23 protein-coding genes and 1 riboswitch are annotated in these 25,141 nt (G+C 63.3%); of the genes, 16 read left to right on the forward strand and 7 right to left on the reverse strand.

Annotation, left to right across the window (positions count from 1 at the left end; translation table 11 throughout):
• Positions 1 to 121: 121 nt before the first annotated feature.
• From C9427_RS09025 to C9427_RS09070, 10 genes are all read left to right on the forward strand, one after another.
• Positions 122 to 1,096 (forward strand): sugar-binding transcriptional regulator, encoded by a 975-nt coding sequence (locus tag C9427_RS09025; RefSeq protein ID WP_107648788.1) that lies wholly within the window; start codon positions 122 to 124, stop codon positions 1,094 to 1,096.
• A 44-nt stretch (positions 1,097 to 1,140) separates the two neighbouring features.
• Positions 1,141 to 2,586, forward strand: coding sequence for an ABC transporter substrate-binding protein (locus tag C9427_RS09030; RefSeq protein WP_107648789.1), 1,446 nt, complete (start codon positions 1,141 to 1,143; stop codon positions 2,584 to 2,586).
• Between the two features lie 162 nt (positions 2,587 to 2,748).
• Positions 2,749 to 3,672 (forward strand): carbohydrate ABC transporter permease, encoded by a 924-nt coding sequence (locus C9427_RS09035; protein WP_107648790.1) that lies wholly within the window; start codon positions 2,749 to 2,751, stop codon positions 3,670 to 3,672.
• A gap of 9 nt (positions 3,673 to 3,681) precedes the next feature.
• Complete coding sequence (locus tag C9427_RS09040; RefSeq protein WP_107648791.1) at positions 3,682 to 4,539, forward strand: carbohydrate ABC transporter permease; 858 nt, start codon at positions 3,682 to 3,684, stop codon at positions 4,537 to 4,539.
• Positions 4,540 to 4,544: 5 nt separating this feature from the next.
• Positions 4,545 to 5,663: an ABC transporter ATP-binding protein gene (locus C9427_RS09045; RefSeq protein ID WP_107648792.1), complete on the forward strand. Its 1,119-nt coding sequence runs from the start codon at positions 4,545 to 4,547 to the stop codon at positions 5,661 to 5,663.
• Complete coding sequence (locus C9427_RS09050) at positions 5,660 to 6,784, forward strand: ABC transporter ATP-binding protein (protein WP_107648793.1); 1,125 nt, start codon at positions 5,660 to 5,662, stop codon at positions 6,782 to 6,784. The genes C9427_RS09045 and C9427_RS09050 overlap by 4 nt, the downstream gene beginning before the upstream one ends.
• The gene (locus C9427_RS09055; protein ID WP_107648794.1) at positions 6,784 to 8,367 is read left to right on the forward strand and encodes an FGGY-family carbohydrate kinase; all 1,584 of its coding nucleotides are present in this window, start codon (positions 6,784 to 6,786) and stop codon (positions 8,365 to 8,367) included. The genes C9427_RS09050 and C9427_RS09055 overlap by 1 nt, the downstream gene beginning before the upstream one ends.
• Before the next feature lie 10 nt (positions 8,368 to 8,377).
• Positions 8,378 to 9,415, forward strand: coding sequence for a 2-hydroxyacid dehydrogenase (locus C9427_RS09060; RefSeq protein ID WP_107648795.1), 1,038 nt, complete (start codon positions 8,378 to 8,380; stop codon positions 9,413 to 9,415).
• 49 nt (positions 9,416 to 9,464) lie between these two features.
• Positions 9,465 to 10,982, forward strand: a complete 1,518-nt coding sequence (locus C9427_RS09065; RefSeq protein ID WP_107648796.1) for a glycerol-3-phosphate dehydrogenase — start codon at positions 9,465 to 9,467, stop codon at positions 10,980 to 10,982.
• Positions 10,982 to 11,923 carry a sugar phosphate isomerase/epimerase family protein gene (locus tag C9427_RS09070; RefSeq protein WP_107648821.1) on the forward strand — a complete coding sequence of 314 codons (942 nt, stop codon included), beginning with the start codon at positions 10,982 to 10,984 and terminating at the stop codon, positions 11,921 to 11,923. The genes C9427_RS09065 and C9427_RS09070 overlap by 1 nt, the downstream gene beginning before the upstream one ends.
• Positions 11,924 to 12,064: 141 nt before the next feature.
• Here the strand turns inward: C9427_RS09070 and fba are convergent, their stop codons facing one another.
• Entirely contained in the window at positions 12,065 to 13,129 is a 1,065-nt protein-coding gene (gene fba, locus C9427_RS09075; protein ID WP_107648797.1) for a class II fructose-bisphosphate aldolase, read from the reverse strand.
• A 272-nt stretch (positions 13,130 to 13,401) separates the two neighbouring features.
• Here fba and C9427_RS09080 point away from each other — a divergent pair, with 272 nt between their 5' ends.
• From C9427_RS09080 to derI, 3 genes are read left to right on the forward strand one after another with little or no spacing between them, the layout of a single operon-like run.
• Positions 13,402 to 14,169: a DeoR/GlpR family DNA-binding transcription regulator gene (locus tag C9427_RS09080; RefSeq protein WP_107648798.1), complete on the forward strand. Its 768-nt coding sequence runs from the start codon at positions 13,402 to 13,404 to the stop codon at positions 14,167 to 14,169.
• A gap of 7 nt (positions 14,170 to 14,176) precedes the next feature.
• Positions 14,177 to 14,935, forward strand: coding sequence for a triose-phosphate isomerase (locus tag C9427_RS09085; RefSeq protein WP_107648799.1), 759 nt, complete (start codon positions 14,177 to 14,179; stop codon positions 14,933 to 14,935).
• 35 nt (positions 14,936 to 14,970) lie between these two features.
• Positions 14,971 to 15,414 (forward strand): D-erythrulose-4-phosphate isomerase, encoded by a 444-nt coding sequence (gene derI, locus C9427_RS09090; RefSeq protein ID WP_107648800.1) that lies wholly within the window; start codon positions 14,971 to 14,973, stop codon positions 15,412 to 15,414.
• Positions 15,415 to 15,476: 62 nt separating this feature from the next.
• On the opposite strand, the gene dhaL is transcribed toward derI, so the two are convergent.
• From dhaL to mtnK, 5 genes are all read right to left on the reverse strand, one after another.
• Positions 15,477 to 16,115: a dihydroxyacetone kinase subunit DhaL gene (gene dhaL, locus C9427_RS09095; RefSeq protein WP_107648801.1), complete on the reverse strand. Its 639-nt coding sequence runs from the start codon at positions 16,113 to 16,115 to the stop codon at positions 15,477 to 15,479.
• A gap of 9 nt (positions 16,116 to 16,124) precedes the next feature.
• Positions 16,125 to 17,132, reverse strand: a complete 1,008-nt coding sequence (locus tag C9427_RS09100; protein ID WP_107648802.1) for a dihydroxyacetone kinase subunit DhaK — start codon at positions 17,130 to 17,132, stop codon at positions 16,125 to 16,127.
• A gap of 75 nt (positions 17,133 to 17,207) precedes the next feature.
• The gene (locus C9427_RS09105; RefSeq protein WP_107648803.1) at positions 17,208 to 17,681 is read right to left on the reverse strand and encodes a 6,7-dimethyl-8-ribityllumazine synthase; all 474 of its coding nucleotides are present in this window, start codon (positions 17,679 to 17,681) and stop codon (positions 17,208 to 17,210) included.
• Between the two features lie 77 nt (positions 17,682 to 17,758).
• Positions 17,759 to 17,957: riboswitch (FMN riboswitch) on the reverse strand.
• A 53-nt stretch (positions 17,958 to 18,010) separates the two neighbouring features.
• Entirely contained in the window at positions 18,011 to 19,105 is a 1,095-nt protein-coding gene (mtnA, locus tag C9427_RS09110) for an S-methyl-5-thioribose-1-phosphate isomerase (protein ID WP_107648804.1), read from the reverse strand.
• On the reverse strand, positions 19,102 to 20,388 hold the full coding sequence (mtnK, locus tag C9427_RS09115) for an S-methyl-5-thioribose kinase (protein ID WP_107648823.1): 1,287 nt from the start codon (positions 20,386 to 20,388) through the stop codon (positions 19,102 to 19,104). The genes mtnA and mtnK overlap by 4 nt, the downstream gene beginning before the upstream one ends.
• A gap of 136 nt (positions 20,389 to 20,524) precedes the next feature.
• On the opposite strand from mtnK, the gene C9427_RS09120 reads away from it, so the two are divergent.
• The 3 genes from C9427_RS09120 to C9427_RS09130 all read left to right on the forward strand — a co-directional run bounded on the left by C9427_RS09120 (position 20,525) and on the right by C9427_RS09130 (position 24,217).
• A complete protein-coding gene (locus C9427_RS09120) occupies positions 20,525 to 22,036 on the forward strand; it encodes a sugar ABC transporter ATP-binding protein (RefSeq protein WP_107648805.1) in 1,512 nt (503 codons plus the stop codon).
• Between the two features lie 85 nt (positions 22,037 to 22,121).
• On the forward strand, positions 22,122 to 23,117 hold the full coding sequence (locus C9427_RS09125; RefSeq protein WP_107648806.1) for an ABC transporter permease: 996 nt from the start codon (positions 22,122 to 22,124) through the stop codon (positions 23,115 to 23,117).
• Positions 23,118 to 23,164: 47 nt separating this feature from the next.
• A complete protein-coding gene (locus C9427_RS09130) occupies positions 23,165 to 24,217 on the forward strand; it encodes a substrate-binding domain-containing protein (protein WP_107648807.1) in 1,053 nt (350 codons plus the stop codon).
• A gap of 70 nt (positions 24,218 to 24,287) precedes the next feature.
• Here C9427_RS09130 and C9427_RS09135 read toward each other — a convergent pair whose 3' ends face one another.
• On the reverse strand, positions 24,288 to 25,079 hold the full coding sequence (locus C9427_RS09135; RefSeq protein WP_107648808.1) for a phytanoyl-CoA dioxygenase family protein: 792 nt from the start codon (positions 25,077 to 25,079) through the stop codon (positions 24,288 to 24,290).
• Positions 25,080 to 25,141: the final 62 nt, after the last annotated feature.

Below are 25,141 nucleotides of genomic sequence, written 5' to 3' on the forward strand. Positions count from 1 at the left end.
GAACCCGATCGCCATTGCGCGGTCAAGGTGAAACAGCCGCTTGCCGTACACACGGCGCTTGACTTCGGCGGCGCCTTGTGAAAAATTTTGCACTAACTGATAAAAATATCATAGGGCGGAAATGGTTGGTTTTGGCAACGGTCTCCTGCGCGACGATGAAACCAGCATGGCGACCCGGGCCGCTTGGCTTCATTATGCCGGCGGGCTGACCCAGTCGGAGGTCGCCAAGCGGCTCGGCCTGACCAGCCTCAAGGCGCACCGCCTCATCACCAAGGCCAATCAGGAAGGTCTGGTCAAAGTCTATATCGACGGCGAAGTGTCGGAATGCGTCGCGCTCGAGGACGAACTGTCCGGGCGATACGGCCTCGATTATTGCGAAGTCGTTCCGGACTTCGATGCGGAAGAATTGCCGCTCAAGGCGCTCGGCATCGCCGGCGCGCAGTTTCTCAAGCGTGAGATCGAACGCGGCGAGGGCACGCTGATCGGCGTCGGTCATGGCCGCACGCTTGCCGCCTGCGTGGAGTATCTGCCGCGCATTGCGGCCGACGGGATCCGCTTTGTGTCGCTGCTGGGCGGCTTGACGCGCAAGTTCTCGGCCAACCCGCACGACGTTATTCATCGCCTGGCCGAACGCACTGGCGCGGAAGCCTATGTCATGCCGGTGCCGATGTTCGCCAACACGGTCGAGGATCGGGCCGTGCTGCTCGGCCAGAAGGGCATCAGCGAGGTCTTCGATCTCGCCAAATCGGCCGACCTTTTGATTGCCGGCATCGGCACAGCCGAGCGCGAGGCCTCGCTTGTCGCCACCGGCATGATCGAGAAGGGCGAAATGGAGGAGACCCGTCGCAAGGGAGGCGTCGGCGAACTGCTCGGCCATTTCTTCGATGACACCGGAAAGGCGGTCGAAACGACACTTTCCAACCGGGCGCTGGCGCTAGCGCGCGAAGACATCAGCAATCGCAGAATTGTCGCCGTTGCCGGCGGCAAGGTGAAGGTTCGTGCCATCAAATCGGTGTTGGAGGGCCGCTATCTCAAGGGCCTGGTCACCGATGAGCGGACGGCGCGAGCGCTCGTGGGAGAAACGCCGGTCGGGTAGCCGGCAACATCCAAGTTGAAACTACCCTGTGGAGGAGAAGAAAAATGCATGAGAAAGAAAAAGACCTGATCGACGCGTTCCTGCGCGGACAAGTCGATCGCCGTGGGCTGATCAAGGGCCTTGGCGCAATGGGCCTTGCCGCTGGCACGGCCGGCACGCTGCTCAATCTGGGGCAGACCCGCGCGCTTGCCGCGGATTTCGATTGGCAGGCGCACAAGGGCAAGACCATCAAGCTCTTGCTCAACAAGCATCCTTACGCCGATGCGATGATCGCCAATCTCGAGAACTTCAAGCAGCTGACCGGCATGAATGTCGTCTATGACGTGTTCCCGGAAGACGTCTATTTCGACAAGGTCACGGCTGCGCTCTCTGCCAGCTCGCCCGAATATGATGCGTTCATGACCGGCGCCTACATGACCTGGACATATGGCCCGGCCGGCTGGATCACCGATCTCAACGAGTGGATCAAGGACCCCGCCAAGACCAATGTGAACTATGCCTGGGACGACTTCCTGCCCGGCGTCAGGAAGTCCTGCGCCTGGAATGGCCATCCGGGCGGCGTGCTCGGTTCCGAGGACGCCAAGCAGTGGTGCATTCCGTGGGGCTTCGAGCAGAACAACATCACTTACAACAAGGGCATGTTCGACAAGGCCGGCGTCGCCGTTCCCGGCAATATGAACGAGATGGTCGCCGCGGCGGCCAAGCTCACCAAGGATGTCGGTGGCGGCGTCTACGGTATCGGCGTGCGCGGCTCGCGTTCATGGGCGACGATCCATCCGGGCTTCCTGTCGGCCTACGCCAACTTCGACCAGAAGGACCTTAACCTGTCGGCCGACGGCAAATTGTCGGCTGCCATGAACACCGCCGAATCCAAGGCCTTCCACAAGCAATGGGTCCAGATGATCCAGGAGAGCGGCCCGAAGGACTGGTCGACCTACACCTGGTATCAGGTCGGCACCGATCTCGGCGCCGGCGCCTCGGCGATGATCTTCGACGCCGATATCCTCGGCTACTTCATGAATGGCGGCGACAACAAGATGGCCGGCAAGCTCGCCTTCGCCGGCTTCAAGGCCAATCCTGCGGCCAAGGCGCCGACGCCCAACATCTGGATCTGGTCGCTGTCGATGTCCAACTTCTCGAAGGACAAGGACGCCACCTGGTACTTCATGCAATGGGCATCCGGACCCGAACACGCACTGTTCGGCGCCACCAAGATGGACTTCGTCAATCCTGTCCGTCAGTCGGTCTGGAAGGACGAGGTGTTCCGCGAGAAGCTGAACAAGAGCTATCCCGGTTATGTCGAGATGTTCGACGCTTCGGCGCCGGGAGCCAGCATCAAGTTCACGCCGCAGCCGCTGTTCTTCGATCTGACAACCGAATGGGCCGCGACGTTGCAGAAGATGGTGGCCAAGGAAGTGCCGGTCGACGAAGGCCTGGACAAGCTGGCCGAGAGCATCAACGGCCAGCTCAAGGAAGCCGGCCTCGGCTAAGCCGGGCCGCCGGCTGGCTGGCCCGCTTGGGCGGGCCAGCCAGCCGGGAACTTCAACATCTTGCGATGCGGCGCTCCCGGCGCCGCCATTCGCCCGACCCGGCCGCCTTGCTCCCTTGGGCGGCCGGCAGGGCGAAGCAACAGGAATGACGGGTGAGCCACGATGACTGCGGTGACGGTGCAAAGAAACAGGCCTTCCGGCTTCAGGATCAGCAAGCGGGTTCTGCCCTATGTGCTCAGCCTGCCGGCCTTGCTCGTCTGCATCGGCATCCTGATCCCGTTTTTCACGTCTGTGGTCTATTCGTTCCAGCGCTACCGGCTGAGCCAGCCCTGGGCGCGGCAGTTCAACTGGGGCGAGAATTACCTCAACTTTTTCACCGACCCGAAGTTCTGGAACACGCTCGAGATATCGCTGCTCTATGCCGGCATCACGGTCCTGCTCGAACTGCTGCTCGGCCTCGGCATCGCCATGCTGCTGCAGAAGCGCACGACGCTGAACAACTTCATCTCGATCATGCTGTTGATGCCGCTGATGACGGCGCCCGCACTTGCCGCGCTGATGTGGAAGCTGATGACCAACCCCGGCTTCGGCGTGCTCAGCTACCTGGCCAGCCTCATCGGCCTGCAGGATTTCCGCTGGGCCTCGTCGCCGTCGACCGCGCTTTTCACTGTCGTGCTGGTCGACATCTGGGTCTACACGCCCTTCATCATGATCCTGCTGCTTGCCGGCCTGCGCAGCCTGCCGACTCAGCCTTTCGAGGCGGCCGCGCTTGACGGCGTGCCGAGGAGCTTCGTGTTCTTCCGCATCACCCTGCCGATGCTGACGCCCTATATCCTGACGGCGACGCTGTTTCGCCTGCTCGATTCCATCCAGCAGTTCGATATCATCTATGCGATGACTCAAGGGGGCCCCGGCGACACGCTGACCGTCTTCCAGGTCGAGGCCTACCTCAACTTCTTCCAGTCGACCAATGTCGGCCGTTCGGCCGCGCTGATGATCATCCTGTGGGCGATCACCTATTTCCTCTCCAACATCTTCATCAAGAACTGGCTGCGCCTGCGCGAGCGCGCCCGTGGCCTGGCATAGGAGGCCGGGATGGAACACACCTCGCTTCTCGAACGCATCCTGCGCGGCGTGGCACTCACGCTGGTCGTCATCTTCTTCATGTTCCCGATCGTCTGGATCTTCATGATGTCGTTCCAGACCAACGAGACCATCCTGCGCATCCCGCCGCAGCTTGTCTTCGAGCCGACGCTCGCCAACTACACGGCGCTGATCACCGGCAAGCTGACGACGATGTCCGGCACGCTCGATATCGCCTTCATGCGCAACCTCTGGAATTCGGTGTTCCTGTCAACCACCTCGGTTGCCGTCGCGCTGCTGCTCGGCGTTCCCGCGGCCTACGCCTTTGCGCGGCACAAGTTCCGCGGCTCTGAGGACATCGCCTTCACGCTATTGTCGTTCCGCTTCGCGCCGGCGTTGCTGGTGCTGTTGCCGCTCACCCTCTATTTCCAGAAGCTCGGCCTCGCCAACACCTATATCGGGCTGATCTGGGTCTACCAGTTGATCTGCCTGCCGCTGATCCTGTGGATCGTGCGCGGCTATTTCGAGGACATCCCGGCCGACATCGAATACGCCTATCGCATCGCCGGCCATTCCTGGTTCGCCACCTTCCGCAAGATCGCGCTGCCGCTCGCCGGACCCGGTATCGCGGCCGCCGGCCTGCTCGCCTTCATCTTCGCCTGGAACAATTTCGTCTTCGCGCTTGTGCTCGCCTCGGCCGACAAGCAGCCGGTAACGGTCGGAGCGCTTGCCTTCATCACCTCTTCGGGCATCCAGTACGGCCAGATCTCGGCGGCGATCGTGCTGTCGATCACGCCGACGCTGGCGCTCGCACTCTACGCGCAGCGCTATCTCGTCGAAGGCCTGTCGCTTGGCGCGGTGAAAGGATAGGTCCGATGGCAAGCCTTGAACTGAAAAACATCGTCAAGCGCTACAAGAGCCAGACCGTCCTCGACAATCTGTCGCTGACCGTCGCCGATGGCGAGACGCTGGTCCTGTTCGGACCCTCAGGAGCTGGCAAGACCGTGCTGCTGCGCCTGGTCGCCGGCGTCATCGACCCCGACGAAGGCAAGATCCTGATCGGCGGCGAGGACATGACCGATGTCGATGCCGAGTTCCGCGGCGTCGGCATGGCGTTCCAGAACTTCGCGCTGTTTCCGCATATGAGTGCCTTCGACAACATTGCGACACCGCTTGAGGCTAGGCACTCGTCGCAGTCGACGATCAAGGCAGGTGTCGAGAGCGTCGCCAAGCTGCTCAAGATCGGCCATGTGCTCAGCCACAAGCCGCGCGCGCTGTCCAACGGCCAGAAGCAGCGCACCGCGCTCGCCCGTGCTTTGGTCGGCGCGCCGCCGCTACTGCTGCTCGACGATCCCTTGCGCAATGTCGATGCCAAACTGCGCTTCGAGATGCGGCTCGAACTGCCCAGGCTCCTGGCCGATCGTGGCGCCACCGTCGTCTACGTCACCCAGGACTACAAGGAGGCGATGGCGCTCGGTGATCGCATCGCGGTAATGTCGCAGGGCGTCGTCAGGCAGCTCGGCACGCCCGAGCAGATCTATCGCGAGCCGGCCAACATCGAGATCGCGCGACTGTTTGGCGACCCGACCATCAACCTGCTCGACGTCAAGCCCGCGCGTGACGGCAAGGGCGTCTATGTCGGCCTGTCGAATGTCCAGGTTCATCTGCCAGCCGCCTATGAGACGGCGGTCGGCCGCGACTGCGTGATTGGCTTGCGCCCGGAAGCGCTGAGCTTCGTCGATGCAGGAGCGCCCGGCGCCATTCCCGTGACGGTCGAGGCCGAGACGCCGCTCAACGAAAAGATCGTTACGCTGGTGCGCACCGTGCGCGGTCGCGAGATCCTGGTGTCGCGTCCGGCCGGAGCGCCGGGCCAAGCCGAAGGCAAGGCCCATATCGCCATCGACAGCAAAAGCGCGCTGTTGTTCGATCAGGCAAGCGGCGAGCGGATAGGCTCGAAGAACGTCGTCAGCCTGCGCAATGGAGAAGCGGCATGAGCGCCAGCGCACTCACCATTTCCGGCGTCGACAAATTCTACGGCCCCATCGACAGAGGCGTGCACGCCGTCCAGAACCTGACGATGGAGATCGGCAAGGGTGAGATCGTCGCGCTGCTCGGCTCGTCCGGCTGCGGCAAGACCTCGACATTGCGCATGATAGCCGGCTTCGAGGAGGTCTCGCGCGGCACGATCTCGGTTGCCGGCCGCCAGGTACACAGGCTGGCACCGGTCAAGCGCAATGTGGCGATGGCCTTCGAGGGCTATTCGCTCTATCCGCCGCTGACCGTGCGCGAGAACATGGCTTTCGCGCTGAAAGCGGCCAGGCTGCCGAAGAGCGAGGTCGACTCCAAGGTCGCCAGCATTGCCAAATTGCTCGAGATCGAGGATATCCTCGAGCGCTATCCAAGCTCTATCTCGGGCGGCCAGCAACAGCGCGCCAGCCTTGGCCGGGCGCTGATCCGCGAGGCCGACCTACATCTGCTCGACGAGCCGATGGGCCAGCTCGAGCCGCAGCTGCGCGCCGTGCTGCGCGGCCGCATCAAGCACTTCATCAAGGAGCGCGGCCTGACCGCGATCCTGGTCACCCACGACCAGACCGAGGCCAATGCGCTGGCAGACCGCATCGCGGTGATGGAAGGCGGCGTGCTGCAGCAGTTCGATACGCCTGACAGGATCAAGCAGCGGCCGGCCAATCTGTTCACCGGCACCTTCGTCGGCGAACCGCCGATGAATGTCTTCGAGGCCTATGTTGGAATGAACGCCGGCAAGATCAATCTGCGGCTCCCCGATGGACTTTCCCTCGACTACGACAAGGATGCTTTCAGCGCCCCCGTGCGCGATGAGCTGCTCAACCGCGAGCGGGTGGTGATCGGCGTCAGGCCCTATGCGGTCCGCCGCTCCAAGGACGGCGTGCCGGCCACCGTCTCGGCCAATCAGTGGCTTGGCGACCAGACGCACATCGCCGCCGATTTCGCCGGCGGCTCGCTGGTCCTGGTCGAGCATGACCGGACCCGCCTTGAGCTTGGCGCGCCGATCAACATCAGCATCGATCCGAAAAACCTGCACGTCTTCGACCAGGCCAGCGGCAACGCCATTTCGCACGGCATGGAGCTCGCCTGATGCGGGATGTGCTGATCGGCATCGACGCCGGCACGTCTGTCATCAAGTCCGTCGCCTTCGACACGGCGGGCCGGCAGATCGCGGCCGCCGCGCTGCCGAACAAATACGAGACATTGCCGGGCGGCGGCGCCGAACAGGATCTCGCGCGCACCTGGCTCGATACCGCTGCTACCTTGCGCCAACTCGCCGACAAGGTGCCCAACCTCGCCGGTCGGGTGATTGCGATCGCCGTGACCGGGCAGGGCGATGGCACCTGGCTGATCGACAGGGAAGGCGAACCGGTCGCCAGGGGTTGGCTGTGGCTCGACGCGCGCGCCGCAGGGGTGGTCGAGGAAATCCGCGCCCGGCCGGAGGATCGGCTGCGGTTTGAGAAGACCGGCAGCGGTCTCGCCGCCTGCCAGCAGGGATCGCAGTTCGCCTTCATGAAGCGCAACATGCCCGAGATGCTTGGCAGGGCGGCGACCGCATTCCACTGCAAGGACTGGCTCTATTTCAAGCTGACCGGCGAGCGCGCTACCGACCCGTCGGAAGGGACCTTCACCTTCGGTGATTTTCGTACGCGCGGTTACAGCGACGAGGTGCTGGATGTGCTCGGCGTCACCGATCTCAGACATCTGCTGCCGCCGATCGTCGACGGTACCAGGCATAATGCGAGCCTGTCGCAGGCGGCGGCCGACGCCACCGGGCTTATCGCCGGCACGCCGGTCGTGCTCGCCTATGTCGACGTCGTCTGCACCGCGCTTGGCGCCGGACTGTTCGATCGTGAGCGCAAGCCCGGTTGTTCCATCATCGGCTCTACCGGCATGCACATGCGGCTGGCCGAGACGCCGGACGAGGTGCTGCTGAACGAGGCTGCGACCGGCTACACCATGACGATGCCGGCGCCCGGCGTCTTTGCGCAGATGCAGTCGAACATGGCGGCGACGCTCAACATCGACTGGGTGCTTGGCCTTGCCTCCGGCATTCTCGCCTCGCAAGGCATCACGCGGACAAATGGCGAGATGATCGCGCTGGTCGACGAGTGGATATCGTCGTCGGAACCGGCCTCGCTGCTCTACCAGCCCTATGTGTCGGAAGCCGGCGAGCGCGGCCCGTTCGTCGATGCCAATGCCAGGGCCGGCTTCGTCGGCATTTCGTCGCGGCATGGCTATGCCGACCTGGTCCGCGCCGTTTTCGAGGGGCTGGCTTTCGCGGCCCGCGATTGCTACGCCGCCATGGGTCCGCTGCCCATGGAGGTTCGTTTGACGGGCGGCGCGGCCAGAAGTCCGGCCTTGCGCAAGATACTGGGCGCTGCGATCGGTGCCGACATTCGCACCAGCGAGCGCGAGGAGGCGGGTGCGGCGGGCGCGGCGATGATCGCAGCGGTGTGCGTTGGCCAATACGCATCGATGGATGAATGCGTCGAGGAATGGGTCACGCCGCTGCTTGGCGCGGCCGAGCCGAGCGACCGAAAACTTGCCGCGACATACGAGCGGCTTGTTCCATCCTACACATTGGCGCATGAGGCGCTGCGGCCGGTCTGGCGTTCGATGGCCGCGCCCAGAACAAAAACCGACGTGACCAAAACTGGCCTGACGAACTGAGAAGTCGAGTATGCGCAAGATAGCGATCATTGGCGACCGTTTCATGCTTCCCGAAGTGTTCCGCGCGAAAATCGAGGAAGCCTGCGGCGACAATCTCGACATCCGCACGCTTGAGACCGCCTGGCCCGACGAGCCGATGCAGTTCGGCAATGCAGCCCTCGGCCTCGACAAGGTCAAGGAGTATTTTGGCGATCCGGACGAGGTGGTGGATTTCATCGGCGATGGCGAAATCTTCGTCACTCAACTCTCGCCACTTTCCGAGGCCATGATGCGGCGCCTGCCGGCGCTCAAGCTGGTTGCGGTGTCGCGCGGCGGTCCGATCAACATCGATATGGCCGCCGCCAAAGCGCACGGCATCAGAGTGGTCAACGTGCCGGGTCGCAATGCCAGCGCCGTGGCCGAGTTCGCCATCGGCGCCATCCTTGCCGAAACCAGGTTGATCCGGGTGGGGCACGAGGCCCTTCGCAAGGGGGAATGGCGCGGCGATCTCTACCGCGCCGACCGCACCGGCCGCGAGCTCAATGAAATGACCGTCGGCGTCATCGGCTATGGCAACATCGGCACCAAGGTTGTCCGCTTGTTGCGCGCCTTCGGCTGCCGCATCCTGGTCACCGATCCCTACGTGCAACTGAGCGCCGACGATCGCAATGGCGGTGTCGAACTGGTCGCGCTGGACGAGCTTCTGTCCCGCTCCGACGTGATCACGCTTCATCCCCGGGTGACCGAGGAAACCCGCGGCATGATCGGCAAGGAAACCATCGCGCGAATGAAGCCGGGGGTGACCCTCGTCAACACCGCGCGCGGACCACTGGTCGACTATGACGCGCTCTACGAGGCCTTGGTGTCCGGCCAGATCGCCAGCGCCATGCTGGAAACCTTCGCGGTCGAGCCGGTGCCCGCCGACTGGCCGCTGCTGCAATTGCCAAACGTCACCTTGACGCCGCACATCGCCGGCGCCTCGGTGCGCACCGTCACCTACGCCGCCGAACAGGCAGCCGAGGAGGTGCGCCGCTACATCGCCGGTCTGCCGCCGGTCAATCCGTGCTGAAAGCCGCAGGAGCCATGAAGGACTTGCTACGTATCGAGGGCCCAGTGAGATGAGCGGCGATAGCGAAATCGTCGACCTCTTCGTCATCGGCGGCGGCGTCAACGGCGCCGGCATCGCGCGCGACGCCGCCGGCCGGGGCCTATCCGTCATCCTGTGCGAGAAGGACGACCTCGCCGAAGGCACCAGCTCACGGTCGGGCAAGCTCGTCCATGGCGGCCTGCGCTATCTCGAATATTACGAGTTCCGCCTGGTGCGCGAGGCGTTGATCGAGCGCGAAGTGCTGCTGGAATCGGCACCGCACATCATCTGGCCGATGCGCTTCGTGCTGCCGCACAGCCCCGACGACCGGCCGGCCTGGCTGGTCCGGCTCGGCCTGTTCCTCTACGACCATCTCGGCGGCCGCAAGCGGCTGCCTCCCACCCGTACGCTGAACCTGCGCACCGCGCCCGAAGGTGCGCCGATCAAGGACGCGTTCCGGCGCGGCTTCGAATATTCGGACTGCTGGGTCGACGACGCCCGCCTCGTCCTTCTCAATGCGCTGGACGCAGCGGAACGAGGCGCGAAGATCCTGACCCGGACTGCCTGCACCGCCGCCCGTCGCGAAAACGGTCTGTGGTCGGTTGAGATGCGCGACGGCAGGACCGGCGTCAAAACCACGGTGCGGGCACGGGCGCTGATCAACGCCGCCGGCCCCTGGGTCAACGACGTCATCAATCGCGTTGCCGGCCAGAATTCCAGGCGCAACGTACGCCTGGTCAAGGGCAGCCACATCGTCGTGCCGAAATTCTGGGAAGGGCGGCAGGCCTATCTCATCCAGAACAGCGACAAGCGGGTCATCTTCATCAACCCCTACCAGAACGATCTGGCACTCATCGGCACCACCGACATTCCCTACGAAGGACGGCCGGAAGACGTCAAGGCTGACACCAGCGAGATCGATTACCTGATCAAGGTCGTCAATCGCTACTTCAAGCGCGGGCTTGCCCGCGAGGATGTCGTCCATTCGTTTTCCGGGGTCAGGCCGCTCTATGACGACAACGCCGACAATCCGAGCGCGGTGACACGCGACTACATTTTCGAACTCGACGCTTCGGCGGGGCAGGCGCCGCTGCTCTCCGTTTTCGGCGGCAAGATCACCACTTTCCGCAAGCTGGCCGAACACGCGCTGGACCGGATCGCCCCGTTTTTTCCGGGGATGGGCAAGCCCTGGACATCGAAAGGGCATCTGCCGGGCGGCGACATCGCCAATGCCGACTTCGAACAGTTCCTCGGCGACCTCGGCCGCGACTATCCCTGGATGCCGGCATCCCTCGCCAAGCACTATGGCCGACTCTACGGCACACGGACGCGCGTTCTGGTCGGTTCGGCGCGCTCGCTCTCCGATTTGGGGCGGCGCTTCGGCAAGGATTTCTTCGAACGCGAAGCCAATTACCTGTTCGAGCATGAATGGGCGCTGACATCGAGCGATATTGTGGAACGGCGCACCAAGCATGGCCTGCATCTGTCGGCGGCGGAAAGAACCGCATTTGAGAATTGGTGCGCGAGCCGGCTGGCAAAGGCGGGTTGATGACCTTCACGCTGTCCCTCAACACCAATCCGCTGGTCAACCGCTTTGCCGATCCGGACGATCTGATCGACACGATCGCCTACGACATCGGCATCAGGGACGTGCAGCTGACGCATGAATTCGTCAATCCCGGCTGGCCGGCGGCAACGATCGCGAAATTCATCAGGCTGTTTCGCGGCGCGCTCGACCGCACCGGCGTGCGCGTGACATCGGGGATGACCGGCCCCTATGGCCGGCTCAATCATTTCGGCCATCCCGACGCCGATGTGCGCCGCTACTATGTCGACTGGTTCAAGACCTTCGCCGACATTTCCGCCGAACTCGGCGCCAGCGGCATGGGCACGCAATTCGCGATCTTCACCCACAAGGATTATGACGATCCCGAACGCCGCGCGCGGCTTCTCGACATCGCCATGGAATGCTGGCGCGAGGTCGCCGAACATGCGCAAGCGGCCGGGCTGACCTATCTGTTCTGGGAGCCGATGTCGGTCGGCCGCGAATTCGGTCACACGATCGAAAGCTGCCGGGCGTTGCACCGGGAGATCGAAGCGGCCGGCATGGCCATTCCGCTGAAGATGATGGTCGACATCGATCATGGCGACGTCACCTCGAGCAACCCCGCCGACATCGACCCCTATGCCTGGGCCGAAGCGTTTCCCCTGGAGTCGCCGATCATCCACATCAAACAGTCGTCGATGAACAAGGGCGGCCATTGGCCCTTCACTGACGCCTACAACAGGGATGGCCGCATCACACCGGAGAAATTCCTGGAGACGGTGCGGCGCGGCGGCGGCACCGACAATGAGATCTGCCTCGAATTGTCGTTCAGGGAGCGCGAGCCGATCGATCACCAGGTCGTCGCCATGATCCGCGAGTCGGTCGACTACTGGGCGCCGTTCATCGACGCGGGCAGGGCCAGTCTTTTGCCACGAACAGGATAGGCTGACGGAAGCCGTACGGCTCCCACCTGCTGCGTATCGCCAAATGCCAGCGCTTCTGGCGCGATGACATGCTTAAAAACAAAGACTTAAGCGCGTCGATTGAATCGGTTTCAATGCGACGCGCGTTAAAGCCTGAATGCGTCAGCCGAATTTTGGATCGAGGCTGCCCGACTTGTAGCGCTTGGCCATTTCCGAGACCGGCAGCGGCTTGATCTTCGGCGCGTTGCCGGCGGTGCCGAACTGCTCGAAGCGCTCCTTGCACAGCTTGCGCATCGCCGCCATGGCCGGCGTCAGATATTTGCGCGGGTCGAACTCGCTCGGGTTCTCGGTCAGCACCTTGCGGATGGCGCCGGTCAGCGCCATGCGGTTGTCGGTGTCGATGTTGATCTTGCGCACGCCGTGCTTGATGCCGCGCTGGATCTCCTCGACCGGCACACCCCAGGTCGGCTTCATCTGGCCGCCATATTTGTTGATGATCTCCTGCAGCTCTTCCGGCACCGAGGACGAGCCATGCATGACGAGGTGCATGTTCGGCAGACGGCGGTGGATCTCCTCGATGACGTTCATGGCCAGCACGGCGCCATCGGGCTTGCGCGAGAATTTGTAGGCGCCGTGGCTGGTGCCCATGGCAACAGCCAGCGCATCGACATGCGTATCCTTGACGAATTCCACCGCCTGTTCCGGATCGGTCAAAAGCTGGTCGTGGCTGACGGCGCCTTCGACGCCATGGCCGTCCTCCTGCTCGCCGCCGCCCATCTCCAGCGAACCGAGCACGCCGATCTCGCCTTCCACCGAGACGCCGCCCCAATGCGCCATGTCGACGACGCGGCGCGTGATGCCGGAATTATAGGCGTAGTCGGCCGGCGTCTTGCCGTCTTCCTTCAGCGACCCGTCCATCATCACCGAGGTGAAACCGTACTGGATCGCGGTCACGCAGGTGGCTTCGTTGTTGCCGTGGTCGAGATGCATGCAGACAGGGATATCCGGGTGGATTTCCACGAGTGCGTCGATCAGCTTGGCCAGCACCACGTCATTGGCATAGGCCCGCGCCCCGCGGCTCGCCTGCAGGATGACCGGCGACTTGGTCTCCTCTGCGGCCTCCATGATGGCGAGGCCCTGTTCCATGTTGTTCATGTTGAAGGCGGGCACGCCATAGCCGTGTTCGGCGGCATGGTCGAGCAATTGTCTCAATGTGATGCGAGCCACCCAATAGTCTCCCGTAGCTGGTTTCAGGCCTCTGGTTGCGAGCCGTCCGATCGTCGTTCGACCCGCTGATGCTTCTGGCCGGATTTCCGCCAGACCGCAACCTTTGGACGCCCCGGGCGGAGCAATTCTTGTTACAGGAAAGCGATCTGGGAGCGAAAACATCTCATATGAATATAACATTATCACAAAGATTTTGATGCGATTGCGATTTTCTGTGTTATAATTCTTTGAGGAATTCGGGGCGCACAGGGTCGCCCGGAGAAAGCTGCGCAATGAAGAGCGACGGCCGGCGGCAAGGCATCATGGATTTTCTGATGGACGCGGGAACGGCGAGTGTCGACGACCTTGCCGCGCGTTTCGGCGTGTCCAGGATGACCGTTCATCGTGACCTCGACGAGCTCGAGGAAAGCGGCTTCCTGCGCAAGGTGCGCGGTGGCGCCTCGATCCAGCCGAGCGGTCTGTTCGAGAGTGACTTCCGCTACCGCCAGAAGCAGGCGGGCGAGGAAAAACGGCGCCTGGCCGCTGCCGCGGTGACGATGATCGAGCCGGGCCAGACGGTGATCATCGATGACGGCTCGACGGCCGGCGGCATTGCGCGGCACCTTGCGGACCTGCGCCCACTGACGGTGATCTCCAACAATCTGGCCGTCATCCAGGATCTGGCCGGCGTCGGCGGCATCACCCTGATTGCGCTCGGCGGCCAGTACAGCAAGAAGTTTCACGGATTCTTCGGCCTGTTGGCCGAGGACACGTTGAAATCGCTGCGCGCCGATGTCGCCTTCCTGTCGTCGTCGGCCATCCACGGCGCTTCCGCCTTCCATCAGGACCAGGAAGTGGTCCAGACCAAGCGGCTGATGATGGCTGCCGCGGCGCGCAAATATCTGCTGGTCGATCATGGCAAGTTCGGTCGCACGGCGCTGCATTTCCTGACCGATCTCAAGGCATTCGACACCGTCTTCACCGGTCGCGAATTGGAGCCTCCCATGCGCGAGGCGCTGGACGCCGCCGGCGTTTCGGTAACGATTGTCGACAAGGAGTGAAAGACGCGTGGTTTACTGGGTCGGTACAAGCTGGAAGATGAACAAGACGCTCGCCGAGGCACTTGCTTTCGCCAAAGTGCTGGCCGGCTTCGTGCCGGGCTTCGACGATCGTATCCAGCCCTTCGTCATTCCTCCCTTCACGGCGGTCCGCGAAGTCAAGCAGGCTCTGTCGTCGACGCGCGTCAAGGTCGGTGCGCAGAACATGCACTGGGCCGACGCCGGCGCCTGGACCGGCGAGATCTCGCCGCTGATGCTGAGGGATTGCGGGCTCGACCTGGTCGAACTCGGCCACAGCGAGCGGCGTGAGCATTTCGGCGAGACCGACCATGCCGTCGGCCTCAAGACCGCGGCGGCGGTGAAGCATGGGTTGATACCGCTGATCTGCGTCGGCGAGACGCTTGCCGAGCGCGAAGGCGGGCGGGCCGATGCCGTGCTGACCGCGCAGGTTCAAGGCGCGCTGCAATTCCTCGAAGCCGAGGCAAGGGGAGAAAAAATCCTGTTCGCCTATGAGCCGGTCTGGGCGATCGGCGACAAGGGCATTCCGGCCGGTTCCGACTATGCCGACAGGCAGCAGGCGCTGATCAAGCAGGTCGCCGCCGCGCTGCTTCCTGCCACACCGCCGGTCCTCTATGGCGGCAGCGTCAACCCTCAGAATGCCGCCGAACTGATCGGCCAGCCGCATGTCGACGGCCTGTTCATCGGCCGCTCGGCCTGGCAGGCGGAAGGTTATATCGACATCCTGCAACGCGCCTCGGCGGCGATCTGAACCAATCGAAATCTCATTCAAGGAAGGACACGACCATGAAAATAGCCATTGGAGCCGACAGCGCCGGCAAGCCGCTGCTCGACGTCATTGCCGCCCATCTCGCCACCAAGCCCGGCCTCACCGTCAGCGACCTCAGCCAGGCCGGCTACTATGCCGACCTGTCGCAGAAACTCGCCCAGACGATCGTCGATGGCGAGAACGATCGCGGCATCCTGTTTTGCGGCACCGGCATCGGCGTCTCGATTTCGGCCAACAAGGTGCCCGGCATTCGTGCCGCACTGACCCACGACACCTATTCGGCCGAGCGCGCGGCGAAATCCAACAACGCCCAGATCATCACCATGGGCGCCCGCATCATCGGTCCGGAATTGGCCAAAGCGATCGTCGACACCTGGCTGGCTTCGGAGTTCGACGAAAAGGGCCCGTCCGCCGGCAATGTCCAGGCGATCAATAAGCTTGATGCGGCCAAGGCAGGCTAGAGCAGCGGACCCAAATTCCGACTCTCAAACAAAGAGTTAGAATGGCAGATTGATTCGTCGCTCTAAGCCAGACCTTTCCGCATCGCGCCGATGACAGTGACGGCCGACGCGGCGCCAGGATCCATGTGCCCGAGCGACCGCTCGCCGAGCCGCGACGAGCGGCCCTTCGAGGCGATCATGTCCTTGGTCGCCTCGGCACCGCGCTCGGCCGCGGCGAACGCAGCGTCAAGAATTTCGGTCAGCGTCTTGCCGGCGGCATGCGCGGCAGCTGCCGCCTCAGCCGCCGGCTGCCAGGCGTCGACCATCGTCTTTTCGCCGATATCGGCCTTGCCGCGATCCCTGATGCCTTGCGCCATCGCCTGCAACATGGCGACCACATCCGCGTCCTCCAGTACCGCCTTGCCCTTGACGGCGGCCGCACTGCGCATGAACGCCGTGGCATAGAGCGGGCCGGACGAGGCACCGACAGCATTGAGGAAGGATTTCGCGGCGGTGTTGAGCAAGGCCGTGGGCTCGATCGCCGAAAGGTCGAGCGCGGCCAGCGCATCGCGCACCGCACCGAAGCCCAGCGCCATGGCGATGCCGTGGTCGGCGTCGCCAATGACGCCGTCGAGCTGGCAGAGCCGGTCCCTGTCGGCTTCGATCGCCACCGAGATTTCATCGAACATTGTCTTCAGACCGGCTGTGTCGATGGCTGTCATGGTCTGCTCTCAGCCGGCGCGGAACATAGCGCAATCGCAGGGGTGATCGAGCATGGTCTGCAATTCGCCGTCGAGATGCATCAGCGTCACCGAGGCGCCGGCCATCTCCAGCGAGGTGCAGTAATTGCCGACCCAGGTCGCGTGGATTGAGACGCCGATGTCGTCGAGCATCCGCTTGACCCTGCGGTTCATGATGTAGAGTTCCATCAGCGGCGTCGAACCGAGCGAATTGACGAGCACGGCGACCTTGTCGCCGCGTGCCGGCGCCATCTCGTCAAGGATCTTGTCCAGCATCTCGTCGGTGATCTCGTCGGCCGTGCTGAGCTTGCCGCGTGCGATGCCGGGTTCGCCATGGATGCCCATGCCGATCTCCATCTCGTCCGGCCCGATCTCGAAATTCGGCCGGCGGGTCTGCGGCAGCGAGCAGGGCGACAGCGCCACGCCCATGGTGAAGGTATGGTCGTTGGCCTTGCGGGCGATGCGCTCGCATTCGTCGAAGGACAGCATCCGGTCGCAGGCCGCGCCCGCCGCCTTGAAGATGAAGAAATTGCCGGCGACGCCGCGCCGCTTATGCCGCTGGTCACGTGGCGCCGAGGCGACGTCGTCGGTGCTCAGCACCGTGCGCACCTCGATGTCGTCCATTGCGGCCATCTCGGCCGCCATGTCGAAATTCATCACGTCGCCGGCATAGTTGCCATACATGAACAGAACGCCTGCGCCGCCGTTGACCGCCTTGGCGCATTCGAGGATCGGGTTCGGCGGCGGCGAGGCAAAGACATTGCCTATTGCCGCCGCATCCGCCAGCCCCTTGCCGACAAAGCCGAGAAAGGTCGGCTCATGGCCCGAGCCGCCGCCGATGACGAGGCCGACCTTGCCGCGGCGCGGCCCGTCGCGGGCGATGATCGAGCGCGGGCTGCCGGCAGCGCTTTTGAGGTGGCGCGGATGCGCGGCGAGTATGCCTTCCAGCATCTCGTCGACGGAGCGGCTACCGTCATTGATGATCTTCTTGGTCTGCATCGGCGTCCTCCCCAACTCGGAATTTTCGCAAATACTACCGGGTGTTATCGCGATTTCCACCCGGCTGCGAACATTTCACGCCGCAAGTTTTTCACGCGCGGCCAGGATCTCGACGCAGGCCTTGGCCGCCTCTTTTCCCTTCACTTGGAAATGCTCGAAAAAGAAGCGGTGGTGCTCGGCGCTGTCATGATAATTGTGCGGCGTCAGCACCGCTGAAAGCACCGGCACGCCGGTCGCAAGCTGCACGTTCATCATGCCGTCGATCACTGCGCTCGCCACGAATTCGTGCCGGTAGATGCCGCCATTGACGACGAAGGCCGCGCCGAGGATTGCGGCATAGCGACCGGTTCCGGCCAAGGTCTTGGCATGCAGCGGGATCTCGTAGGCGCCCGGCACGTCGAAGACATCGACGGCAAAGCGGTTCTCCCCGAGCACGGCGAGCTTCGCTTCGAAGGCTTGCACGCACTGGTCGACGATGTCGGCATGCCAGCGCGCGCGAATGACGCCAACGCGAACGGTTTCGTAGCCTTTTGGGGAATGTTGATTCATGGGTCCATCCTTCCGTTTCGAACCAGAATCAGGACGCACGATACGAAAATCCGGCCCGTCGAGACGGTCTGTCTTTCGCTCGTTCTCTTCCATCCGGACTATACCGTCGGCCCCGGAATCGCACCGGATCTGCTGACCTTCCCTTATCAGAGAAGCGCTCGCGGGCTTGGATCCGGCACATGACCCCGAAAACCGGAACGGTTTTCGCAAAGGAATCATGCGCAACCAAGAACCCTTACCGCCGGTGGGGAGTTTCACCCCGCCCTGAGAACTTTGACGGCGTTTGTATGGAAGGGCAGGGCGCCGGTGTCAATCTCCCATCGAGGGGGTCACTCGCGTTCGGGAAACATCGCCTTCAGGCCTTCGCGCGAGGCCTTAGCGACGCCGCGCTCTGTGATCAGGCCTGTGACCAGGCGCGCCGGCGTCACGTCAAAGGCCGGGTTGGCCGCCGGCGTCGCCTCCGGTGACACCCGGACCTGGGCGATCTCGCCGGACGCGGTCTTGCCCCAGACCAGCGAGACCTCGTCGGGCGAGCGCTGTTCGATCGGGATTTCGGTGAGCCCGTCGCCCACCGTCCAGTCGATGGTCGGCGAGGGGAGCGCGACATAGAACGGCACGTCATTGTCGGCGGCGGCCAGCGCCTTGAGATAGGTGCCGATCTTGTTGCAGACGTCGCCGTCGGCTGTCGTGCGGTCGGTGCCGACGATGACCATGTCGATCTCGCCGCGCTGCATCAGATGGCCGCCGGCATTGTCGACGATCAGCGTGTGCGGCACGCCGTGCCCGGCCATCTCCCAGGCGGTGAGTTGTGCGCCCTGGTTGCGCGGCCGCGTCTCATCGACATAGACGTGGACCGGAATGCCGGCTTCGGTTGCGAGGTAAATCGGCGCGGTGGCGGTGCCGTAATCGACGGTGGCCAGCCAGCCGGCATTGCAATGGGTCAGGATGTTGACCGGCTCGCCCTTCTGCTTGCGCGCCGCGATCGCCTTGATGATTTCAAGACCGTTGGCGCCGATGGCGCGGTTAAGGCCGACATCCTCGTCGGCGATTTCGCCGGCGCGCCGGTAGGCGGCCGCGGCGCGTTCTGCAAGTGGCAGAGGTCGCAGGAAGCGCCGCATCTCATCCAGCGCCCAGCGCAGATTGATCGCAGTCGGCCGGGTTTCGTGCAAGGTCTCCCAGACCGCGTCGAGCGCGGCGTCCGAAGGGTCGTCGGCCATCTGCATGGCGACGCCGTAAGCCGCGGTGACGCCGATCAGCGGCGCGCCGCGCACCCACATATCGCGGATCGCCGTGGCGATGCCGGCAACGGTGCCGATCTTTTCGATGCGGAAATCATGCGGCAGCCAGCGCTGGTCGATGATCTCGACCGAGCGCTTGTCGTCACTCAGCCAGATGGTGCGATAGTGGCGGTCGCCGACGTTCAAACTCTGCTCTCCTGTTCGATCCGCGCGGCCAGATTGTTGACCTCGTCGATGCTATGGATCTGGCGCCGATTGACTGCGATGTGGCGGCCGAATTTCAGCGCCTTGGCCTCACATGTGGCGCGTAGGTCCTCGTCGGCAATGGTCTCGAAATCGGCATTGTGCGCGAGGCCAAGGATGCGCCGATGGATCTCGATACCGGCAAAGCCCAGCAGGTCGTCCCAGATCTGATGCAGCACATGGTCGAGCGCCTGCTCGGCGCCGAGCCTGTCGCCCTGATCCTCGAACAGGCTCTTCTGGTAGAGCATGCCGGTGCGCTCGGTTCGCCACAGATGCGAGAACTCGGCGCGGAACACTACCCAAGTCTCGACGATGACATCGAGCAGATAGGCGCGCATGGCGTCGCGCTTTTCCTTCTGTTCGTGCCCCGCTTGCTCATGTCCACGCTGCGAGAAGAACGCCATCCAGAAATTGGCGAGCAGCATGCCGACGTCGAAGGCCATCGGACCGTAGAAGGCGAACTCCGGATCGATCATCCTGGTTTCGGTGTCGGTGACCATGATCGAACCGGAATGCAAATCGCCATGCAGCAGCGTTTCGGCATTGGTCGCGAACAGATGCTTCAGCCGCTGTGCCTCGACCTTGAGGTCGCGGTCGGCGCGCAATTCGGCGACCAGGCTGTCGAGCTGAGGTGACGTATGCCGGTTCATCTTGGCGTCGAAATAGGGGTCGGAGAACACCAGATTCTCGGTGATGTCGCAGAGCTCGACATTGTCGGCGAACAGCGCCAGATCCGCCTTGCGATCCTTGGTTACCATCGAGAGGTCGGAGCCGCGAAACAGCGTGCGGGCCATGAACAGGCCGATGTCTCGCGCGATGTTCGGAAGCTGCCGGCCTTCGATCAGCGCCCGCCGCAGGATGATGTGCGGCGACAGATACTCCATGATGATCAGCGCCTGGCCTTCGTCGAAGTGATGGATGGCCGGCACCGAACCCGGCGCGCGCGCCTCTTGCCGTGTCAGCGCATGATATTCGAAGAAGGAGCGCTTCAAAGGCAGCGGCCAGCTGTCGCCGACCAGGCGGACATAGGGCAGGGCCTGCTTGACGATGGCCGCGCCCGTCGTGCCCTCGACAATGAACACCAGGTTCAGATTGCCGTCACCGACTTCTCGGACCTTCCAGTTCGCCGTGTCCTTGCCGATCCGCGCGCACAGCGCATCGTTTGTGCCAAGGCGCGTCGAAAGCGTCTCGACCGATAGTGCTTCGAACGGCAATTTCCCAGTCATCGTCATCCTCCCGCATATGCGCTCCTGATATAACGGAGGCATGGCGACGGGGCCAAGCTAGGAAGCCCTCTGGCAATTGTCAATCGTGTTGACAATTGCCGATGGAGCCCATAGCGTCACGGTCAGGGAGGAACGAATGGGCAATGATGCCGTGTTCCGCGTGGGCGGCCTGAGGAAATCCTTCGGCCATATCGAGGTGCTTGGCGGCGTCTCGCTCGAATTGCATGCCGGCGAAGTCACCGTGCTGATGGGCGCCAACGGCGCTGGCAAATCCACCCTCGTCAAGATCATCAGCGGCGTCTATGAGCGCGGCGGCGGCGGCATGAGCCTGGTAGGTCACGAGTTTGCCCCGAATACGCCGGCAGAAGCGATCCGCGCCGGCGTCGTCACCGTTCACCAGAACATCAATGACGGCGTCGTCGCCGATCTCGACGTCGCCACCAATCTGACGCTGGACCGGCTGAGCGGCAGCAGTGCGCCGTTCCTGTTCAATCCGGGCCGGGTGCGCCGCGAGGCGAGGGCCGTTGCCGACCGCATGGGGCTGGTCATCGACCTCAAGGCCCGCATCAGCGATCTCTCACTGGCCGACCGTCAGATGGTGGCGATCGCCCGCGCCATGGCGCATCAGCCGAAAGTGTTGATTCTCGACGAGCCGACCTCTTCCCTGTCCAGCGCCGAGGCCGACCGGCTGTTCGCGCTGCTCGACCGGCTGCGCGAGCAAGGCGTGGCGATCCTCTATATCTCGCACCGCATGTCGGACATCAGGCGGCTTGCCGACCGCATCGTCTCGATGCGCGACGGCGTCATCTCGGGCGTCTTCGACCGGAAGCCGCTCGACTATGAAGGCGCGGTCAACGCCATGCTCGGCCGCAAGATCCATCTCGACCGCATCGTCGCCAGGAATTCGGTCAAGCCTGTCCTGACCGTCGATGGGCTGCGTATCGCACCGGGCGCCCGGCCGATCTCGCTGACGCTCGGCGACGGCGAGGTCGTTGCCATCACCGGCCTCGTCGGCGTCGGCAAGACCGCGCTCGCCGAGACGCTGTTTGGCGTGCGCAAGCCGCTCGCCGGCACCATGACGATGAACGGCAGGCCTTATGCGCCTGAAACGGCCGGTGAGGCGATCGCGGCCGGCGTGTTCCTGGTCGCCAAGGACCGCGCGACAAGCGGCATCGTCGGTGACTTCAACATCGAGCGGAATGTCAGCCTGCCGTTCCTCAAGCGGACATCGCGCCTCGGTGTTCTCAGGCGCCGTATCGAACGCGCCACGGCCCGCCGGCAGATCCAGGAACTGGGTATCGTCTGCCGCTCGGAGAAGGACGAGATGTCAGCCCTTTCCGGCGGCAATCAGCAGAAGGTGATGGTGGCGCGCTGGATGTCGCAGGCCGCCAGGCTGTTCATCCTCGACGAGCCGTTTCAGGGCGTCGACATCTCCGCCAGGCGCGACATCGCGGCCAAGCTCAGGGCGAGCGCCAACGGCCGGGCAACGCTGCTGTTCGTCACCGAACTCGACGAGGCGCTGGAAACGGCCGACCGCATCCTGGTGATGTCGGAGCAGACGATCGTCGGCGAACACCGCAACGGCGACGTCGACATGGATCGCCTGCTCGCGGAAGTCGCGGGCGGGTCGCTGCACGGCGCGGCATGAGATCACAAGACGATGATGAGACGTGGAACGGAGAAGGCATGAGTTCAGTTCGGCTAGAAATGGCGGCACCGCGCGGGAGCGCTGAATGACGCTGCGCGACTACGCCATTCGCTACGGCTTCATCCTTCTGCTGTTCGGGCTGATCGCCTATTTCGCTATTGCCGCCGACGGCTTCGTCTCGCCGCAAAGTGCCGTCTTCATCTTCCAGTCGGTCGCCATCACCGGCGTGCTGGCGCTCGGCGTCACCGCCACTTTGGTTGTCGGCGGCTTCGACCTGTCGATCGGCTCCGTCGCTACAAGCGCCATGATGGCGGCGGCCTATGTGATGGTCGTGCTGGAGCAGAATGCTGTCGTCGCGGTCGTCGCCTGCCTTCTGATTGGCGCCGTTGTCGGCCTCATCAATGGCTGGCTGATCGTCTATATGCGCGTGCCCGACCTTCTGGCGACGCTCGGCATGATGTTCCTGCTGGTCGGCCTGCAGCGCATCCCGACCGAGGGCCGCTCGATCGCTACCGGCATGACCATGCCCGATGGCTCGGTCGCCAACGGCAAATTCTCCGACGCCTTCCTGGCGCTTGGCCGACATCGCTTCGATTTCTTCATCCCCAACCTCATTCCGGTGTCGGTCGTCGTGCTGCTCGTGCTGGCGGCGCTGATCTGGTTCTTTCTCGAATACACCCGTTTCGGACGCATGATGTATGCGGTCGGCAGCAATGAGCGGGCCGCTGAACTCGCCGGCGCGCCTGTCAAGGCATACAAAATCTGGGCCTACATTATTTCAGGCGTTTTTGCCTCGATCGGCGGTATTTTGCTCGCCGCCCGGCTTGGACGCGGCGACATCGCCTCGGGTAATAATCTGCTGCTTGACGCTGTCGCCGCGGCGCTCATCGGCTATGCGGTGCTCGGGGCCGCCAAGCCGAACGCCTTTGGCACCGCCGTCGGCGCGCTGTTCGTCGGCATCTTACTGCAGGGCCTTACCATGATGAACGCGCCTTACTACACGCAGGATTTCGTCAAGGGCGTGGTTCTGGTCGTCGCCCTTGTCTTCACCTTCGCCCTTTCCGGCAGGGACAGGAGATAGCTTTCGGCCGGATCAGATTTTTGAGTTCAACAAGTGGAGGAAACAACGTGAAGATCACAAGAAGACTTTTGGGCAAGGCAGCCCTCGGGCTGGCCGGCGCAACAATGCTGATGCAGTTTCCGGCTCTTGCCGCGGACAAGCCGGCGCCCTTCGACAAGCCGGGCGTCAAGATAGCGCTCGTCCGTTACCTCTCGACCGGCGACTTCTTCCAGGCCTATCTCTCCGGCGTCGAGGCGCAGTCGAAGGCCCTCGGCGTCGATTTGCGCGTGCTCGACAGCCGCCAGGACGCGGCCCTACAGGCCGACATGGTCGACCAGGCCATCGCGCTCGGCGTGCAGGGCATCATCATCCAGCACGGGCTGACGGAATCGATGAAGGAGGCCGCCCAGCGCGCGGTGGATGCCGGCATCAAGGTCGTCGCCTTCGACGTCAATGTCGAAAACCCGAAGATTCCGCAGATCGAGCAGTCCGACCGCGACCTCGCGCGGCTGGCACTCGAACAGGCGGTCAAGGACAATGGCGAGAGCTGGAAGGCCGGCTATGTCTATGTCGCCGGCATCGCGCCGCTCGACCGCCGCAACGAGACCTGGGTCGACGTCAAGAAGAAGCATGCCGGCATCGATGAAGTCGCCATGTTCGGCACGCTTGACAATCCGATCGCCAATTCCGTCGCCAACCAGGCGCGCTCGGTGCTGTCGGCCCATCCTGACATCAAGGTGATGTTCGCCCCCTATGACGAATTCGCCAAGGGTGTGAAGATCGCCGTCGACGAAGCCGGGATGAACAAGGACATCAAGATCTACTCTGCCGACATCTCGACCTCTGACATTGCCGCCATGCGCGAGCCGGACAGCGCCTGGGCGGCGACCGCCGCCACCAACCCGGCTGTCGTCGGCCAAGTCTCCGTGCGCGCTCTGGCGCAGATGCTTGCCGGCGAAGATCCCGGCCACAATGTCATCGTGCCGCCGACGCTGATCACCCAGAAGGACCTCATCGACAAGGACATCAAGAACATGGAAGATCTCTCGGCCAAGCTGCCGCAGTTCGCCCATGCCGATGTCGCCATGCCGGCCTGGATGCCGAACCCGAACGCCAAGTAACGTTTAACGTTCGACCTCGAACGAACGAAAGGGCCTCCAGGGGCGGCCCTTTCTGTTTCCTCTGGGATGATCAGAAACCAAGGCCGCAGGCGCGGCGGATCGCGATCTGCACCGGGGATGGTGGCAGAGCCGAATCGAACTCGGCTTTCGGCAGCAATGGTGGTTGCGCGAGGAAACGCGGTTGTGTTCCGCGATGCGGCTGTGCGGTGTGCACGATGAAGGGGTGGCACAGGAAAACCGTTCCGGCACGGCCGGTTGCCAGGACTTCGTCGCAGGCCTCCGTTTCGGCAAAACCGTCCGTCGCCAATTCCTGCAGTGTCATGCCTTCCGGCCCATGAGGCAGCAGCCGACGCGCGATCGTCTGGTGCGAGCCAACACGAATCTTCGTTGGCGCATCGTCAGGTCCCACGTCTGAAAACAAGAACAGCATCAGCAGCGCTCGTCCCCTGCTTGTGACATTGGTTCGCCACTGCATGAAGTCCGCATGGTCAGTTCCAAAGCTCATGTCGACATGCCAGCCGGCATCGCCGGGACCCTGCTTCGAAGGGAAGCGAATGGGAAACGTTCCGAGTCCTGTCGGAGCTATCCACCGCCCCGCTCCAGCGAGAGCGTCATAGGCATTGTGAAGCCGCGGCGTGTTGGCGGCTTCAACGAAGGGGCGTTGCGTCATGAAGCCGAGGCGAACGACAGGCTGTTTCCATTCCTCCGGGCGATCCGGGGCAAGGCCCATCTCCGTCCACAACATGCCGCGGCACATCCGGGCAAGGGCGCCGCTGAATGCATCCTCCAGCGCGACATAACCATGATCGATGAATTGACCGACCTGAGCCTCGCTCAGGTCGGATTGACGGGGTTTGGTCATTATCCATTATCTCCACTCGGCGACCGATGCTGCGGCGCCTTCAAACCTGCTCGGCGCATCAA

Origin of the sequence: Mesorhizobium helmanticense (assembly GCF_003034915.1) — a bacterium.
Taxonomy (GTDB): Bacteria; Pseudomonadota; Alphaproteobacteria; order Rhizobiales; family Rhizobiaceae; genus Mesorhizobium; species Mesorhizobium helmanticense.